Origin of the sequence: Campylobacter sp. CCS1377 (assembly GCF_040008265.1) — a bacterium.
Lineage (GTDB): Bacteria > Campylobacterota > Campylobacteria > Campylobacterales > Campylobacteraceae > Campylobacter_D.
Window position 1 is genome coordinate 1,635,484 of sequence record NZ_CP155620.1, and the last position, 15,701, is coordinate 1,651,184.

At 33.0% G+C, this 15,701-nt stretch carries 18 protein-coding genes; 5 read left to right on the forward strand and 13 right to left on the reverse strand.

The window, feature by feature from the left end:
- The first annotated feature begins 98 nt into the window (after nt 1-98).
- Entirely contained in the window at nt 99-1,034 is a 936-nt protein-coding gene (locus AAH949_RS08215) for a hypothetical protein (protein WP_348518475.1), read from the forward strand.
- Between the two features lie 7 nt (nt 1,035-1,041).
- Here the strand turns inward: AAH949_RS08215 and mreC are convergent, their stop codons facing one another.
- From mreC to AAH949_RS08255, 8 genes are all read right to left on the reverse strand, one after another.
- Complete coding sequence (mreC, locus tag AAH949_RS08220) at nt 1,042-1,791, reverse strand: rod shape-determining protein MreC (RefSeq protein WP_134237809.1); 750 nt, start codon at nt 1,789-1,791, stop codon at nt 1,042-1,044.
- Entirely contained in the window at nt 1,781-2,821 is a 1,041-nt protein-coding gene (locus AAH949_RS08225; protein WP_134237808.1) for a rod shape-determining protein, read from the reverse strand. Before AAH949_RS08225 ends, mreC begins: the two co-directional genes overlap by 11 nt.
- Entirely contained in the window at nt 2,818-4,056 is a 1,239-nt protein-coding gene (gene clpX, locus AAH949_RS08230) for an ATP-dependent Clp protease ATP-binding subunit ClpX (protein ID WP_348518476.1), read from the reverse strand. Before clpX ends, AAH949_RS08225 begins: the two co-directional genes overlap by 4 nt.
- The gene (lpxA, locus tag AAH949_RS08235) at nt 4,049-4,840 is read right to left on the reverse strand and encodes an acyl-ACP--UDP-N-acetylglucosamine O-acyltransferase (RefSeq protein WP_348518477.1); all 792 of its coding nucleotides are present in this window, start codon (nt 4,838-4,840) and stop codon (nt 4,049-4,051) included. Before lpxA ends, clpX begins: the two co-directional genes overlap by 8 nt.
- On the reverse strand, nt 4,840-5,280 hold the full coding sequence (gene fabZ / locus AAH949_RS08240) for a 3-hydroxyacyl-ACP dehydratase FabZ (protein ID WP_134237805.1): 441 nt from the start codon (nt 5,278-5,280) through the stop codon (nt 4,840-4,842). Before fabZ ends, lpxA begins: the two co-directional genes overlap by 1 nt.
- Nucleotides 5,281-5,367: 87 nt before the next feature.
- Nucleotides 5,368-6,462, reverse strand: coding sequence for an epoxyqueuosine reductase QueH (locus tag AAH949_RS08245; RefSeq protein ID WP_348518478.1), 1,095 nt, complete (start codon nt 6,460-6,462; stop codon nt 5,368-5,370).
- On the reverse strand, nt 6,462-6,920 hold the full coding sequence (gene bcp, locus AAH949_RS08250) for a thioredoxin-dependent thiol peroxidase (protein ID WP_134237803.1): 459 nt from the start codon (nt 6,918-6,920) through the stop codon (nt 6,462-6,464). Before bcp ends, AAH949_RS08245 begins: the two co-directional genes overlap by 1 nt.
- The gene (locus tag AAH949_RS08255; RefSeq protein WP_134237802.1) at nt 6,917-7,123 is read right to left on the reverse strand and encodes a 4-oxalocrotonate tautomerase family protein; all 207 of its coding nucleotides are present in this window, start codon (nt 7,121-7,123) and stop codon (nt 6,917-6,919) included. Before AAH949_RS08255 ends, bcp begins: the two co-directional genes overlap by 4 nt.
- Before the next feature lie 182 nt (nt 7,124-7,305).
- Between AAH949_RS08255 and ilvE the strand changes: the two genes are divergently transcribed.
- Genes ilvE through AAH949_RS08275 form a run of 4 tightly spaced genes read left to right on the forward strand, consistent with a single transcriptional unit; the run spans nt 7,306 to nt 10,345 of the window.
- Nucleotides 7,306-8,220, forward strand: a complete 915-nt coding sequence (ilvE, locus tag AAH949_RS08260; RefSeq protein WP_348518479.1) for a branched-chain-amino-acid transaminase — start codon at nt 7,306-7,308, stop codon at nt 8,218-8,220.
- A 12-nt stretch (nt 8,221-8,232) separates the two neighbouring features.
- A complete protein-coding gene (locus tag AAH949_RS08265; protein WP_134237800.1) occupies nt 8,233-9,285 on the forward strand; it encodes a prohibitin family protein in 1,053 nt (350 codons plus the stop codon).
- Nucleotides 9,286-9,301: 16 nt separating this feature from the next.
- Nucleotides 9,302-9,832 carry a DUF2393 family protein gene (locus AAH949_RS08270; protein ID WP_134237799.1) on the forward strand — a complete coding sequence of 177 codons (531 nt, stop codon included), beginning with the start codon at nt 9,302-9,304 and terminating at the stop codon, nt 9,830-9,832.
- Nucleotides 9,833-10,345: a DUF2393 family protein gene (locus AAH949_RS08275; RefSeq protein ID WP_348518480.1), complete on the forward strand. Its 513-nt coding sequence runs from the start codon at nt 9,833-9,835 to the stop codon at nt 10,343-10,345.
- Here AAH949_RS08275 and AAH949_RS08280 read toward each other — a convergent pair.
- Genes AAH949_RS08280 through AAH949_RS08300 form a run of 5 tightly spaced genes read right to left on the reverse strand, consistent with a single transcriptional unit; the run spans nt 10,342 to nt 15,587 of the window.
- Nucleotides 10,342-11,274, reverse strand: a complete 933-nt coding sequence (locus AAH949_RS08280) for a formate dehydrogenase subunit gamma (protein ID WP_134237797.1) — start codon at nt 11,272-11,274, stop codon at nt 10,342-10,344. The two genes, AAH949_RS08275 and AAH949_RS08280, sit on opposite strands and share 4 nt — an antisense overlap.
- A complete protein-coding gene (gene fdh3B / locus AAH949_RS08285; RefSeq protein WP_087724969.1) occupies nt 11,271-11,912 on the reverse strand; it encodes a formate dehydrogenase FDH3 subunit beta in 642 nt (213 codons plus the stop codon). Before fdh3B ends, AAH949_RS08280 begins: the two co-directional genes overlap by 4 nt.
- A gap of 3 nt (nt 11,913-11,915) precedes the next feature.
- Nucleotides 11,916-14,720: a formate dehydrogenase subunit alpha gene (locus tag AAH949_RS08290; protein ID WP_348518481.1), complete on the reverse strand. Its 2,805-nt coding sequence runs from the start codon at nt 14,718-14,720 to the stop codon at nt 11,916-11,918.
- Nucleotides 14,720-14,911 carry a twin-arginine translocation signal domain-containing protein gene (locus AAH949_RS08295; protein WP_134237795.1) on the reverse strand — a complete coding sequence of 64 codons (192 nt, stop codon included), beginning with the start codon at nt 14,909-14,911 and terminating at the stop codon, nt 14,720-14,722. The genes AAH949_RS08290 and AAH949_RS08295 overlap by 1 nt, the downstream gene beginning before the upstream one ends.
- A complete protein-coding gene (locus tag AAH949_RS08300) occupies nt 14,886-15,587 on the reverse strand; it encodes a molecular chaperone TorD family protein (RefSeq protein ID WP_348518482.1) in 702 nt (233 codons plus the stop codon). Before AAH949_RS08300 ends, AAH949_RS08295 begins: the two co-directional genes overlap by 26 nt.
- Nucleotides 15,588-15,701 lie beyond the last annotated feature (114 nt).

Sequence of the window (15,701 nt, forward strand, 5' to 3'; positions counted from 1 at the left end):
ATTATTTGTTAAAATTTTTTCAAAAATCTACAAAATAAAAAAGGAATAAATCATAAAAATGTTACATAAAGTAATTATATCTGCCCAAAGAATTCAAAATGCTTAGCTCTCTTGATAAATTATCAGAAATTTTTAAAAAATCTGGCTTAAGTATGAGTAAATTTGCAACAGTTTTGGAAAAAGATCGCAGAACAATAGCAAATTGGCTTGAAAAAAATACAAAAAAAGAATTAGATGGTAAGGTAAAAGAAAAAATTTGTGAAGTTTTTCGCTATCCCATCGAAATCTGGGACAGTAAAGACTTTGATTTTTATCAACTTTTAAACAATATTAAAAATGATGAAATTCGTATTATTGATGAAGGATATATCGGTGGTTTAAAATATATTTTTGAGAACGAAAATGAGGGTTCTTTGATACTTCATCCTGCCTTTCCAAATCCCGCTTATAGAGATTTTATTGTGCCTTTTATCTATAAAGATATTGACAATGAGGAAACTAAAATTTTTCGCTCCAAACGCGGAGAAAAAATGCGAGCTTATTCTTTTGGAGCTAGCGAGTGGTATTCGATTAAGTCTTTACTTGAATTTTGCTTTTCCCCTATAGGAAATTTCTACACCAAAGAACAAAAAATCAAAATTTTAGAACTTATGATACATACTTTTAAAGATAATTTGAATAAATCATTATATTTCTTTGATTCTTATGATAAGAAAATTTATGGGCTTGATATGTTTTATCTTTCTATTAATATTAAAGAAAATTCTATGTTTTTTAAAGCCCCGCTTGAAATGTTGATTATAGAAATTCGTAACACAATGCTTATAAGAAAAATACACCATCATTATACTAATGCAAAAGAATGCCCTACTCATATAGATCCTAAAGATGCAAGCATTATTATGGAAATTTTGTTGTATTGCTTAAAAGAAGATTTTGATCTTTTGCAAAGTTGTAAAATTATAGATGAAAAAACTATTTATGGAAATCTTTTTACAAAGGTTTTAAGCTTGGAACTTAAAAATAAAATATGATTAAATTTTAAAAACTTTCAACCATATAAAGATAAGCTGGGGTATTGATTTTTGCATAAGGTTCTATATAAGCAACTTGATACATATCTTCATCTATAATTTTTGTAATTTTACCCACAGGAACTCCAGGGAAAAATATCTCATCTAAGCCACTAGTTACAACCTCATCACCGACTTGAACCTTTGCCCATTTGGGAATAAATTTAACCATAGCCCTATCATTTTGTCCTTGTACCAAACCAGGCAGACGATCTTTACCTATATACACAGAAAAAACGCATTGCTCATCGCCTTGTAATAGACCCATTAGTCGATCTTCTTTATTGATCGCAATACCTGCTGTGTAGCCTTTATAAATCAGTCCCCTATTTCTATCATGCTCTCTAATAAAAGAATTAAGCCACACCTTTTTATAATCACCCACTTGCACATACGAAATCGCTCTAACTAAAGACACTTTAGGAAAATATTGACTAGAATTTCTATCTTCTAGAATTTGATTTAAATCATTACTAAGCGAAGATACTAAAATACTTGTTTTTCTAAGCTCTTCATTTTCACTTCGCAAATTTCGAATCTCATCGGCTTGATCGAAATGCTCATTAAATTTATTTTTTAAATACTCAATGAAGTCATAAAAGCTTGTAATCACAACATCATTGGTATTTAAAATATTTTTCTTAATCACTCCCCCATAATAAAAAGAAATAAATACTAAAAAAGATAAAATTAAAACATTACGAATTTTATTCTTCATTTGTTAATTGCTGCAATAATGAAATTTCCTCCAAAGCTTTACCTGTGCCTTTTGCAACTGCAAGCAAAGGTTCATCTGCAATATAAACAGGAAGTTTGACAATTTCAGATAAATACTTATCAAGCCCACGGATCAAAGCTCCACCACCTGTTAAAACCACGCCATTTTCTACTATATCACTTGCTAAATCAGGCGGCATCATTTCAAGTACTGTTTTTAAAGCATCGGCAATTTCTTTTAAATGCTCTCTCATAGCCTCTCTTACATCTTCACTTGTAAGCTCTATACGACTCAAAAGTCCGCTAACTTGATCGCGTCCTTTTACTATCATAGATAATTCTTTGGTAAGTTGCACAGCTGAACCAATTGTAATTTTAATTTCTTCACCTGTTCTCTCACCTATAACAAGATTGTATTTTTCTTTGACATAATTAACTATACTCATATCAAATTTATCGCCGGCTGTACGAATAGATTTTGAAATCACAAGTCCGCCCAAAGAAATCACGCCAATTTCAGTTGTTCCACCACCAATATCTACAACTAAATTTCCTTTAGGTTCTTGTATAGGTAAATTTGCTCCAATAGCTGCCGCCATAGGTTCTTCAATCAAAAATACCTCTCTAGCCCCTGCACTTAAAGCACTTTCTCTTACAGCCTTTCTTTCCACTTGAGTTAAACCATACGGCACTGAAATGATAATCCTAGGACGTAAAAAGCTTTTTCTGCGGTGTGTTTTTTCTATAAAATAGCGGATCATTTTTTCAGTCATATCAAAATCAGCAATAACGCCATCTTTCATAGGACGAATAGCTTCAATATTTCCTGGGGTTTTGCCCACCATATCTTTTGCTTCTTTACCTACGGCAAGAATTCTTACTTTCCCACCGTATTTCTCTCTTTCAATAGCCACAACCGAAGGCTCGTTAATTACTACGCCCTTGTCTTTAACCAATACCAAAGTATTAGCCGTTCCTAAATCTATACCCATATCACTAGAAAAAAAACCTATAAGCTGATCTAATATCATACTGCACCTTTTTGTTTTGTTTGTGTTTTAATCAATAAAGCCTTTGCGCCTTTACTTACTACATCTTTTGTGATGATAATATCATAATTTTTGTATTCTGGTAGTTCAAACATCAAATCCACCATTATCTCTTCTATAATGCTTCTAAGCCCTCTTGCTCCAGTTTTTCTCTCCAAAGAAAGTCTTGCAATTTCTCTTAAAGCATCGTCTTCAAATTTTAATCTCACTCCATCGATGGTAAAAAGCTTTTGATATTGCTTAATAATCGCATTTTTAGGTTCTGTTAAAATTCGCACCATGTCATCTTCATTTAGCTCATTTAAAGATGCAATCACATGTAATCTACCAATAAGCTCCGGAATAAGTCCAAAATGCACTAAATCATCAGGTTCAATTTTTTCCAGTAAAGCCTTATTGCTTTCTTTGTTTTTATCATCAAAAAATCCAACCACCTTATCGCCAAGTTTGCGTTTTAGTATAGTTTCAAGTCCATCAAAAGCGCCACCACATACAAATAAAATGTTCGAAGTGTCAATTTGTATAAAATCTTGATTTGGATGTTTTCTACCACCTTTTGGTGGTATATTAACTAAGCTTCCTTCGATAATTTTAAGCAAGGCTTGTTGCACGCCTTCACCACTTACATCACGAGTGATGGAACGATTTTCACTCATTCTAGCAATTTTATCAATCTCATCAATAAAAACTATACCTTTTTGTGCTCTTTGTACATCTCCATCTGCAGCTTGTAACAAACGCGTTAAGATATTCTCCACATCTTCTCCTACATAACCTGCTTCTGTTAAAGAAGTCGCATCGCAAATGGCTATAGGTACATCTAAGAATTTAGCCAAAGTTTGCGCAAGTAATGTTTTTCCGCTTCCTGTAGGACCAATAAGTAAAATATTTGACTTAAAAAGTTCGGTATCATCGTCTTCTAAATCTGCTCTAAAAAGTCTTTTATAGTGATTATAAACCCCTACGCTAAAGATTTTTTTAGCTCTATCTTGCCCTATTACATACTTATCTAAATGCGCTTTGAGCTCCTTTGGAGTGATGCTAGAAAAATCCTTTGGCGTGTATTCATCATTTTGCTTAGGCTCTTCTTCTCCATAAATTAAATTATAAGCACCTTGCACGCAATATTCGCAAATAAAAGCATTATCATAATCATTAGTTAAAATTCTTCTCTCATCGCTTTCAATTTCATTGCAAAAACTACATCTTTTAACCATTATTTCTTTCCTTATAAATAGGAATTCCTCTTTTTGTTTCTAAAATAAATTGACACATTTTTTTTACATTCTCACTCGAAGTATTTTCTAATAAATTCAAGGCATTATCTTTAATATTTCCTCGTCTAAATAAAAATCTAAAGGCTTTACTTAAAATATCAACTTCACTTTTATCAAAACGGCGACGAATTCCTACCAAATTTAAACTCCTAATACTCGCACGATTTCCTTCAGCCAAACAAAAAGGTACTATATCTTGCGATAAAGCACTTGCTCCTGCTATCATACAACCTTCACCTACTCTGACAAATTGATGGATAGGAGTAAGTCCACCTACAACAGAATAAGAACCAAGTTCCACATGACCTGCTAAGGTAGCATTGTTTGCCATGATGATATTATCCCCCAAAAGACAATCATGCGCGATATGACAATACGCCATTATAAAGGCATTATCGCCAATTCTAGTAAAACCATCACCTTTAGCTGTACCTGAATTTATAGTCACAAATTCTCTAATAGTGGCATTTTTACCTATAACAACCCCACTTTTTTGCTCATTTTTATAAGAAATATCTTGAGGAATATCACCTACTATCGCATAGGAAAATATCTTAGAATTATCACCTATGCTAACATTTGGTAATACTCTAGCGCCTTGCTTAATAATAACTTCATTGCCAATTCTTGCATTCTTGCTTACATAAGCATAAGCTTCGATAACTACATCATCGCCTATTATAGCTCCATCTTCAATCACTGCGCTTGGATGAATTTGCTTCATTATTTATCCACTATCATTGCTTTAAGCTCTGCTTCTGCAACTAAATTCCCATCCACAAAAGCTTGACCTTTAAAAATCCATAAATTTCCACGATTTTTAACTACACACATTTCATAATCAAGTCTATCGCCAACTCTTACAGGGCTTCTAAATTTAGCTCCATCTATACCTGTAAAATATACCACCTTACTTTTTGGATCGACTTTATCATCCATACTTTCAAAGGCCAAAACTCCACCCGTTTGCGCCATACCTTCCAAGATAAGCACTCCTGGATAAATTGGATGATCTGGGAAGTGTCCCATAAAAACTTGATCGCTTATGCTAATATTTTTATATCCTCTAACTACTTCTCCAACTTTTAAATCTGTGATTTTATCGACAAGTAGAAAAGGGTAGCGATGAGGTAGAATTTTTTGAATTTGCATTACATCTATCATTAATTAGCCTTAAAAACAATTAAAAAATTTAATTATATAAAAAAATCATTAAAAATTATATTAACAAAATCAATTTTATTTAAAAATTTAAGACAATTTTTCAATGATTTCTTTTGTATCGTAATAAATTTCACTTTTTGCTATAATTTCATATCTTACGGGTAGAATTTTCTCAAGCACAATAATGGGCGAAAGATCATAAGCTCCGCAAAATTTCGTGCGAAATTTAATCTCTGCTTCTACGCTTAAAGGGTGTTTTAAAAAGTCTTCAAAGCTTTGCCATTTGCTTTTAAAATAAGCATTAAAACGACTAAATTCTATAAAAATCATCTCATCTTTTGTGCTTTTATAAATTCCATTTTTTAAATTTTGGCTTAGATTGTTTTCATCTAAAGAAAATCTTGTGTAATGATTTTTAAAATGAGAATAAAACAAAATATGGCTTTTTGTAGCCTTTTTATCAAGCTTTATTAAAGCACTTAAAAGTCGGTAATTTAAAAATTTTTGCCTTATAATTTCAAATTTAACACCCTTTTTTTCAAGCAAATTCACTTTTTTATAAAGCTTAATCCTTGCTTCTATGCTTGCGGGCATTATTTGCCCATTCATAGGTGACATTAATTCATCAATAAAGCTTTTATCTTGCTTTTGCTTCTTAAGCCCATAAATGCAACCGCAATAATTTTGATGATAAAGCATTTCTTTTTTTGCCAAAGCAAATTGCCTTTGCGTGCCACCATTTTTGCGAAAATCAGGAGCTAAAAATTCCACTCCATAAGGTTCGCATTCTTTTTGTAAAGCATTTTTTAACTGCTCTAAATCTTTTTTAGGACTTGTTAAAAGCGTGGTTGTAAGCTTTTTTTCTCCAAGTTTTGCTGCGAATTCCACACTAGAGCCCATTCTTAAATCAAAGCAAATTTCACATCTTGCACCTTTTTCAGGCTCATCTTCATAGCCCTTTACGGCTTTTAGCCATTTTTCATACTCGTATTTGCCCTTATAAAGTTTAATTCCAAGCTTATCACACGACCTTTTCACATCTAAAAATCTAAGCTCATATTCGCTTAAAGGGTGGATATTTGGATCGTAAAAATACCCTACAATTTTTTCTTTAGGGTATTCTTTTCTTAACTCTTCTATGAAATAATGACTATCCACACTGCAACAAATATGCACTAGCATTAAAGACTTTCAAGCACTTTTAAAGCATGATCTTTTACGCGAACATTGCTATAAATTTCGCTGATTTTTCCAGCTTCATCGATGATAAAAGTAGAGCGGATAATGCCTTCATATTCTTTGCCATAATTTTTCTTAAGTCCCCAAACTCCATACATTTTAGCAACTTCCTTTTCGCTATCACTTAGCAAAATATGCTTCAAATCAAATTTAGTAATGAATTTTTCATGTGAATTTACACTATCGGGACTTATACCGATAATCACAGCATTTTTATCACCGAATTTATCATAATTTGCACTAAAATCACACGCTTCTTGTGTGCAACCTAGGGTATTGTCCTTTGGATAAAAATACAAAATCACCTTTTTGCCTAAAAAGTCTTTCAAGGCTATCTTTACACCATCTTGGTTTAAAAGCTCAAAATTTGGTGCTTTTTCGCCTATTTTCAAACTATTCATTTGCTTGCCTTTGCTTTTATTGCTTCCACACTTTCCCCACCAAAGCCTATATCATAGCCTTCAATATCTTCTAACATTACGACAACTCTTTCTTTTGCTTTGCCGTATTTTGTGCTTAAAAGCTCGGTTATATCACTTATTAACTCGGCTTTTTGCTCCTTACTTAAAGCCGGTTTCGCTAATTTTATGTTTACTATTGGCATTTTTTCTCCTTTTTAATTTTTATAATTATTTCAAATGAAATTTAATAAAAACAATTATTTTTATTTTTGCAAAAATTAATTCTTTTGAATTTTTAAATTTAAAAACATAAAAAGCCTATCATTAATTTACTTTTGATAAAATTAATGCTTTTTAAGCATATATAAACTACAAGGTTAAAAAAATGATCTCAGCAGATAAAATTTGGATGGATGGTAAATTAGTTGATTTTAAAGATGCAAATTTGCACTTTTTAACCCATTCTTTGCATTATGGCAATGCTGTTTTTGAAGGAACTAGGGCTTATAAAACAGATAAAGGTTTAGCGATTTTTAGACTCGAAGATCACACTAAAAGACTTTTAGAGTCTGCAAAAATCACTCTTTTAAACTGTCCTTTTTCTCAAAAAGAACTTGAAAATGCACAAATTGAACTCCTAAAAGCAAATAATTTTAAAGGCAATGTTTATATTCGTCCTTTGATTTTTTTAGGTGATGGTATTATGGGACTTTATCATATAAAAGCTCCAGTAAGAGTAGGAATTGCTGCTTGGGAATGGGGTGCTTATCTTGGTGAAGAAGGTTTAGAAAAAGGCATTAAGGTAAAAATTTCCTCTTTTGCAAGAAATAGCGTAAAATCTTGCATGGGAAAAGCCAAAGCAAGCGCAAACTATCTAAATTCTCAAATCGCTAAATTTGAAGCAATTGAGGCAGGATATGAAGAAGCTTTAATGCTTGATGAAGAAGGTTTCATTGCGGAAGGAACAGGAGAGTGTTTCTTTATAATAAAAAATGGAGTTTTAATCACTCCGCCAAACGATTTTTCCCTAAAAAGCATCACTCAAGATACTGTACTTAAAATCGCTCACGATCTTGGTCTTGCTGTGCTTCGCCAAAGAATTTCAAGAGATGAAGCTTACACAGCAGATGAGGCATTTTTTACTGGGACTGCTGCTGAAATAACGCCTATTAACAACATTGATACAAGAATTATAGGCAATGGTGCAAGGGGAGAAATTACAAAAAAACTCCAAGATGCATTCTTTGATGTAGTTTATGGACGCAATGCAAAATACGCATCAATGTTAACTTATATCTAAAAAAGGAAATAAATGCCAGCTGATTTAAATGATTATTTTAATAAAAAAAATGGAAATTCAAACAACCAAAACAATCGTCAAAATTTCAATTTTAAAGTGCCTGAATTTAATTTCAAAGGTTTTGGGAAATTTTCGCCTTTGATTTATGGAATAATTATCATTGTTTTATTTTTAGTTCTTGCAAAACCTTTTGCTATTATCAATGAAGGGGAAATGGGAATCAAGGTAACCACAGGTAGTTATGATCCAAAACCTTTAAAATCTGGTCTTCACTTTTTTGTCCCAATCATTCAAAAAATCATCATTGTAGATACCAGACAAAGGCAAATGACTTACACTTCTCAAGATAGCACAAGTAGCATACAAACTGGGGCGGGTATTATCAACAAAAGTTCCATTTCTGTGCTTGATAAAAAAGGTTTAACTGTTCTTGTTAATATTACCATTAAATATAATCTTAATCCAGAACAAGTTTCAAACACTATAGCGAATTGGAATTTAAACTGGGAAGATAAAATTATCGATCCAACAGTGCGTAATGTCGTTCAAAGTGTTATAGGTCAATATACAGCAGAAACTTTGCCAGCAAATCGTAATGCCATAGCAGATTTAATCCGTGAAGAAGTTACAAAAAATGTTTCATCTCTTGTCAATAAACCTGTATTTTTACAGTCTGTAGAATTAAGAGAAATCATCTTACCGGCTAGAGTAAAAGAGCAAATTGAACTCGTACAAATTGCCCAACAAGAAGCAGTTCGTGCCCAACAAGAAGCTTTAAGAAAAGCAATCTTAGCAGAGGGTGAAGCTAATGCTACTATTATTAACTCAAAAGCTAAAGCAGATGCTACTAAAATAGAAGCTCAAGCGCAATCTTATGCAAATAAAGAAATAGCAAACAGCCTAAACATTCCTTTACTGAATTTAAAACAAATTGAAGTCCAAGGTAAATTTAATGAGGCTTTAAAAGTAAATCAAGATGCTAAAATTTTCTTAACTCCAGGCGGAGCAGTGCCAAACATTTGGGTGGATACCAAAGACATCAAAAAACAAGGCTCTATACAATAATTTCTAAAGGGTAAAAATGACAAATATCAGAGAAATTTTGATGTTTTATATCAATCATTTATATACAATTGATTATCTCTTTTTTACCCTTGTACTTATATTCTTTTTACTTATATTAATTCTTAGCTTGTTTGCAAGACACAAACCATTCTTGGCCTTTTTTATATTTTTTTTAGCCTTTATTTTATCAGGAGCTTTAGGATATTTTGGCTACAATTTTTTAGATAAAAAAATTCGCGATAGAAGCACTCAAATTTTATCTATTAAAAATTTGCAAAGCTCAGCTATGCTTGCAATCGATTTTGACATTAGCAATCACTCAAAATATAATTTCAAATTTTGTAAAATTACGGCAAAAATTTATCAAAAAAGTAATCCTAATGATAATATTTTAACGCGTTATAAACTTCAATTTATTCCTATTAAAATAAAAAGTTTAATTTTAAATGATTTAGAAAAAGGAAAAACACAAATTCAAAGAATCAGTTTTGAAAATTTTCAAAATAATGATAATATAGACATCAAATTAGTTTCAAAGTGTTTTTAAATGTATTTTACAGGTTTTCATTTCATCATCTCAATTATTTTATTGCTTTGTTTTATACTCATTTGTATATTGATTTTTCTCAAAATTAAAAACAAACAAATAGCAGCCATCTTTTATGGTATTAATGTGATTTTTATAGGAATTTTAAGCTATTCGCTTTTTTTAACCATCAATCAATACACCAAAAAAACAAGTATTACAAATATAAATTACAAAAGAAATTTAAGAAGCGAAAGTATAATTATCAGCGGAAGACTCAATAATTTTTCCAAATATCCCGTTAAAAATTGTGTTTTAAAATTTACCATAGTGGACAAAAGAGGTGATGCAAGCGGAGAAATGTTTAACACTCAAAATTTTAAAAATACAAAAGGTGAAAATCGCAGTGTAAGTTATGATATTGAGCTAACTTCTTTCTTGGCAGGAAATACCTACCAAGATTTTGTAAAATCAGTGCCTATGCCACCTGAATTTATTAATTTTGAATTTTATCACACCCTATCGTGTCGTTAATTTTTAGAATTTTCATCATAACTAAAGCTTGGATTGATTTGTTTATTTTTACTTAATTCTTCATACCATTTGCTATGCAAGATATAAACTTCTTCTTCTTCCTTATAGCCACTAACCATAGAATGGATACTTCCTTTAATGGCAAAAACAGCCATATAAATATGAACGCAAAAAAACACCACACAAAGTATTCCTAAGAAATTGTGAATAATAGCACTAAGTCTTAAAAGATCAATTTGACTCAATCCAAAAACGCTTTGAACCACAGTGGAATCAAAATCAACAAAATACATAAATCCACCCGTAATTATCATCAAAAAGCCACCAAATACAGCGATATAATACCAAGATTTTTGACCAAAATTAAATTTACCCGCAGGCACTGGGCGTTTTACTTTGCTTAAATAGCCCCCAACTATCATAAGCCATTTGATATCATATTTAGCCGGCAACATTCTTTTTATCCAACACAAAAACATAGGGATAATAGAAATGATAAATAAAATCGTCGCAAAAGCATGTAAATTTTTACAAACCCTTACAAAAACACCTCCACCAAAATACGAACCAAAAATCATAATCAAACCCGTTGGCACCAAGATGATCCAAGAAAGTGCTGCGATAAAATGAAAAATTCTTTCAAATAAATTAAAAGCATAAATTTTATTTCCATCGTGAGAAAATTTCTTAGGACCTATAACCATAAAATGTAGAGCAAAAGCCGATAAAACCACTATGATAGAGATCAAAGCAACGCTTGCGATATATTCTCCTTGCAAACTTGTCCAAAGCTTACCAAAGGTATCATAGGTTGCTATATTTTCTATGCGTTGCTGAGCCCAAATTTGCGTATCTTGCCCCATTCTTTCATCGCCATAGGCAAACAAACTCGCAAAACTTGCTAAAAGTACTAAAAATATTTTTTTCATAAGCGTTCCTTTCCTATATAAGCGATTTTCCACTCTATACTTTGCGAAGGATTGGCTATGCCATAACCCCTACTTTGTAGTCTATTATGATAAATCTCTTCAATTTTAGAACTTTCTCCTACCAAAAGTGCTTTAGTTGAACACATTGCCGCGCACACAGGTACTTTTCCTTCAGCAATACGATTTTGCCCATAAAGCTCTCTTTCTTTTTCAGAATTTGTACTTTCAGGCCCACCTGCACACATGGTGCATTTATCCATAATGCCTTTGTTGCCAAATACACTGTCTTTTGGAAATTGCGGTGCGCCAAAAGGGCAAGCATAAAGACAGTATCCGCAACCTATGCAAATTTCTTTATCATGCAAAACAATACCATCTGCACGGATATAAAAACAATCCACAGGACACACGATAGCACAAGGCGCATCATCACAGTGCATACAAGAAATTGAAGTTGAAACTTCTTTGCCTTGCACACCTTCATTTAAAGTAATAACACGGCGCCTGCGGATATTAATAGGAAGCTCATGTGCTTCATCACAAGCCACCGCACAACCATTACAATCAATACAACGCTCATTATCGCAAAAGAATTTCAAGCGTTCTTTTTCCAAATTTGCAAAATTGACTTTACTCATCTTTTACACTCCATCTTTTGAAATACGGCACAATCCGCCTTTGGTTTCTGGAATTTGACACATAATATCATAGCCATAATTTGTCACGGTATTGGCACTTTCACCACTTGCGTAAGGCTTAGTTCCTTGTGGGAAATTATGCGTTAAATCCACCCCTTGCATCACGCCGGTAAAATGGAAAGGTAAGAAAATCATATCTTTTGCCACGCTAGGATTGATTTTCACACGCACACGAATTTTAGTGCCTTCTGGAGAATGCACCCAAATCATATCGCCCTTTTTAATATCTTGCTCAAGTGCAAGCTCGGGATTAATCTCACAAAACATTTCAGGCGTTAAACGCGTTAAATACATAGAAGCTCTATTTTCCATACCTGCACCATTTAAATTCACAAGTCTTGCGGTGACTAGATTAAGCGGGAATTCTTTAGAATAATCCTTAGCTTGTTGCACAGAAATAAATTTAGTATCCACGCGATAAAGTGCTTTTTGATCTTCAAAACTAGGGTATTTTTGCACTAAATCTGCTCTTGGAGAATGCAGTGGCTCTCTGTGAAGTGGAATTTGATCTTTAAAAGTCCAAACTACAGCTCTAGCCTTAGCATTTCCATAAGGCACTACGCCTTTTTCTATACATTTAGTTGCTATGATATTACTATCATCATAAGACCAAGTTGCACCCATTTTTTCTTTTTCTTCTGCACTTAAAGTGATACCTAGAATTTTTTCTATATTATCCTTTGTGATTTGCGGATAACCGGTATTAATAGGCGAATTTAGCGGTGCATTTTTTGCCAATAAGCTCTCACCCTCATACTCGAGTCCAAAGTTGTTTCTAAAGCCCATACCGCCTTTTGCTACCTCGATATCAGTATTATAAAGCACAGGAGTTCCTGGGTGCTTATCACTCCAGCAAGGCCAAGGAAGCCCATAATACTCCCCTGCAACCTCATCTTTGCCCTCTAAAGTCACTTCGTCAAATTTATCCCAATTTAAAGTGTGCTTTTTGAGTCTTTCAGGACTCCAACCATTAAGTCCTATACTTCTAACCGCTCTTGCGATTTCTCTTGTTGCATTTTCAGGCCAAACGATCTCACCTTTTTCATCGCGCAAAGTCTTGGTATAATCTTCATAAAAACCTAATCTTTTAGCAAGTTCAAATAAAATTTCTTGATCTTCTTTGCTCTCATAAAGCGGATCTATAATTTTAAATCTCCATTGTCCGCTACGATTTGTCGCTGTTACACTTCCGCTTGTTTCAAATTGCGTTGCAGCAGGTAAAAGATAAATTCCATCTTTTCTTTCAGAAATGATCCCTGCTTCATTGACAAAAGGATCAATCAAAACCAAAAGTTCTAAAGCTTCCAAACCTTCTTTAACCTTTACTTGTTGTGCGGTTGAAGTGATACCATTTCCCATTACCATTAAAGCTTTTAAAGGTGTTCCTGCATTATCAACCTTATCATTTCCATCTTTGCCATTAAGTGCTGCAGCCCACCATCTAGCAAGTGAAAGTCCAGTTTTATGCATCCAGTCTTTACTAACAAAATTCCCCAAAAGCCACTCATAATCCACGCCCCAAATTTTGGCATAATATCTCCAAGTCGCTTCATTTAAAGCATAATAACCTGGCAAATTCTCGCTCAAACACGCCATGTCTGAGGCGCCTTGCACATTATCGTGTCCGCGTAAAATATTTACTCCGCCACCAAATTTACCTATATTTCCTAAAACCATTTGTACAATAGGTGCTAAACGCGTATTTGAAGTTCCTACGGTGTGCTGTGTTAAGCCCATAGCCCAAACTAATGTTGCTGGTTTATTTTTAGCTACCTCATGAGTGATTTGAATGAGAAGTTCTTTAGAAACTCCAGTAACATTTTCTACCTCATCAAGAGTCCATTTTGCCGCTTCTTCACGAATTTTATCTATACCAAAAACTCTTTCATCAAGGTATTTTGTATCTTCTAAGCCCTCATCGAAAATGATTTTTAGCATTCCATACATAAAAGCTATATCTGTCCCTGGACGAATTCTTGCATAAATATCCGCTTTGGCTGCACTTTTAGTAAATCTAGGATCTACAACGATAAGCTTAGCCCCTTTTTCTTTTGCTTTTAAGAAATGTCTAAAGCCTACAGGGTGATTTACCGCAGGATTTGCACCAATGATAATAATGCATTTACTTCTTTGAATATCTCCAAGATGGTTTGTCATAGCGCCATAACCAAATGTATTCGCCACACCGGCGACTGTTGCGCTGTGTCAAATTCTTGCTTGATGATCTACATTGTTTGTGCCAAAAAAAGCTGCGAATTTTCTTATATAATAAGCTTGCTCGTTATTAAGCTTTGCAGATCCTAAAAACATAACACTTTCAGGATTTTCCTTGCGATAGGTAGCTAGCTTTTCTCCAATTTCATTTAAGGCTTGTTCATAGCTGATGCGTTTCCATTCTCCATTTTCTTTTTTCATAGGATATTTTAAACGCACATGCGAACGCACCATATCAATCATATCAGAGCCCTTACAGCAATGTCCGCCAAAACTTACAGGATGATCTTGTGCAATTTCTTGACGCACCCAAACACCATTTTGCACTTCTGCGATAATTCCACAGCCCACAGAACACGCGGTGCAAACACTTTTAACCTTTTTACTTCCTTCATAAGCTTCTTTTAATTCATCTGCATTTGCTTCTCTCAAATTTTCGCTTCTTGCAAGTAGCGGTGTAGCTAAACTTGAAAGCGCTGCCATTTTAAGAAAAGAGCGACGATTGAGCTTAATATTTTCATTTATACTTGACATCACTCAGCCTTTATATAATATTTTTCCCAATTAGCACTTCTTTGATAAAGCACTTCTTTTTTCTTGCTTTTACCTCTAACAAGATCTTTTCTTTCTTCATCTTGCGCTAAAACTACACTTGCACCACCAAGCACTCCTGTAGCTCCTAAGGCAATAGCAGATTTTTTAAGAAATTCCCTGCGATTTTTCACGAGCCCTCCTTTGTTTGTTTGATTCTCTTCTTAAAAATTCAGAACGCGATAAATCATTTTGAACTTTTTTAGAAGATATTGTCATAGGTTTTTCAAGTTCAAAACAAAATCTTTCAAACTCCATAAATGCCATTGCGATCAAAGCAACTTGTTTGTAAAGATTTGCATTTTGATTCTCAAAAATCAGTTTTAAAAATTCATCAATGTTTTTATTGATAAGCTTTGCAAAAAGCTCTTTAGCTAAATCATTGTTTTCTTCCTTTATAAATTCACTCATTAATAAAAAGCAAAAACCTACACTGTCTTCACTTTCTTTAAAATTCTTCTCATTACGACGCAAAGAACTTTTTGCTAAAATTTGCTTCACATTTAATAAAGCTTTTGAATTTTCAAAACCTTCTTCTATATAAGAAAAAGTTGTGGGGATAGCATTCTTTAAAGTCAAAAAAAGCTTGTCGTATTCTTCATAAAAATCTTTAGGACTTTGCGTTTTTTCTAAATTCTCAAGCAAAAAATCAAAACAAGACGCCAAACTTTCATCAAAAAGCCCCTGTTTCATAGCACTTAAATACTCATTTAAATGCGTTAATCTTTGCCCAGAAAGCGAGAAGGTAAAAAGTTCCCCTAAACACTTATAATAAAGACTTCTAGCAATTTTTAGTTTTGAAATATCCATAACTTTCACTTTAAAAAAATTGATAAAACCACAACAAAAATTATATTATGCCAAAAGTGCGTAATATTTACTTTTTGTTTGATTTTTTATCGCTTTTAATGGTAATACTATTTA

Coding starts and splice junctions, on each gene's coding strand:
- AAH949_RS08215 (WP_348518475.1), top strand. CDS start 99: ATGCTTAGCTCTCTTGATAAATTATCAGAAATTTTTAAAAAATCTGGC.
- mreC (WP_134237809.1), bottom strand. CDS start 1,791: ATGAAGAATAAAATTCGTAATGTTTTAATTTTATCTTTTTTAGTATTT.
- AAH949_RS08225 (WP_134237808.1), bottom strand. CDS start 2,821: ATGATATTAGATCAGCTTATAGGTTTTTTTTCTAGTGATATGGGTATA.
- clpX (WP_348518476.1), bottom strand. CDS start 4,056: ATGGTTAAAAGATGTAGTTTTTGCAATGAAATTGAAAGCGATGAGAGA.
- lpxA (WP_348518477.1), bottom strand. CDS start 4,840: ATGAAGCAAATTCATCCAAGCGCAGTGATTGAAGATGGAGCTATAATA.
- fabZ (WP_134237805.1), bottom strand. CDS start 5,280: ATGATAGATGTAATGCAAATTCAAAAAATTCTACCTCATCGCTACCCT.
- AAH949_RS08245 (WP_348518478.1), bottom strand. CDS start 6,462: ATGCTAGTGCATATTTGTTGCAGTGTGGATAGTCATTATTTCATAGAA.
- bcp (WP_134237803.1), bottom strand. CDS start 6,920: ATGAATAGTTTGAAAATAGGCGAAAAAGCACCAAATTTTGAGCTTTTA.
- AAH949_RS08255 (WP_134237802.1), bottom strand. CDS start 7,123: ATGCCAATAGTAAACATAAAATTAGCGAAACCGGCTTTAAGTAAGGAG.
- ilvE (WP_348518479.1), top strand. CDS start 7,306: ATGATCTCAGCAGATAAAATTTGGATGGATGGTAAATTAGTTGATTTT.
- AAH949_RS08265 (WP_134237800.1), top strand. CDS start 8,233: ATGCCAGCTGATTTAAATGATTATTTTAATAAAAAAAATGGAAATTCA.
- AAH949_RS08270 (WP_134237799.1), top strand. CDS start 9,302: ATGACAAATATCAGAGAAATTTTGATGTTTTATATCAATCATTTATAT.
- AAH949_RS08275 (WP_348518480.1), top strand. CDS start 9,833: ATGTATTTTACAGGTTTTCATTTCATCATCTCAATTATTTTATTGCTT.
- AAH949_RS08280 (WP_134237797.1), bottom strand. CDS start 11,274: ATGAAAAAAATATTTTTAGTACTTTTAGCAAGTTTTGCGAGTTTGTTT.
- fdh3B (WP_087724969.1), bottom strand. CDS start 11,912: ATGAGTAAAGTCAATTTTGCAAATTTGGAAAAAGAACGCTTGAAATTC.
- AAH949_RS08300 (WP_348518482.1), bottom strand. CDS start 15,587: ATGGATATTTCAAAACTAAAAATTGCTAGAAGTCTTTATTATAAGTGT.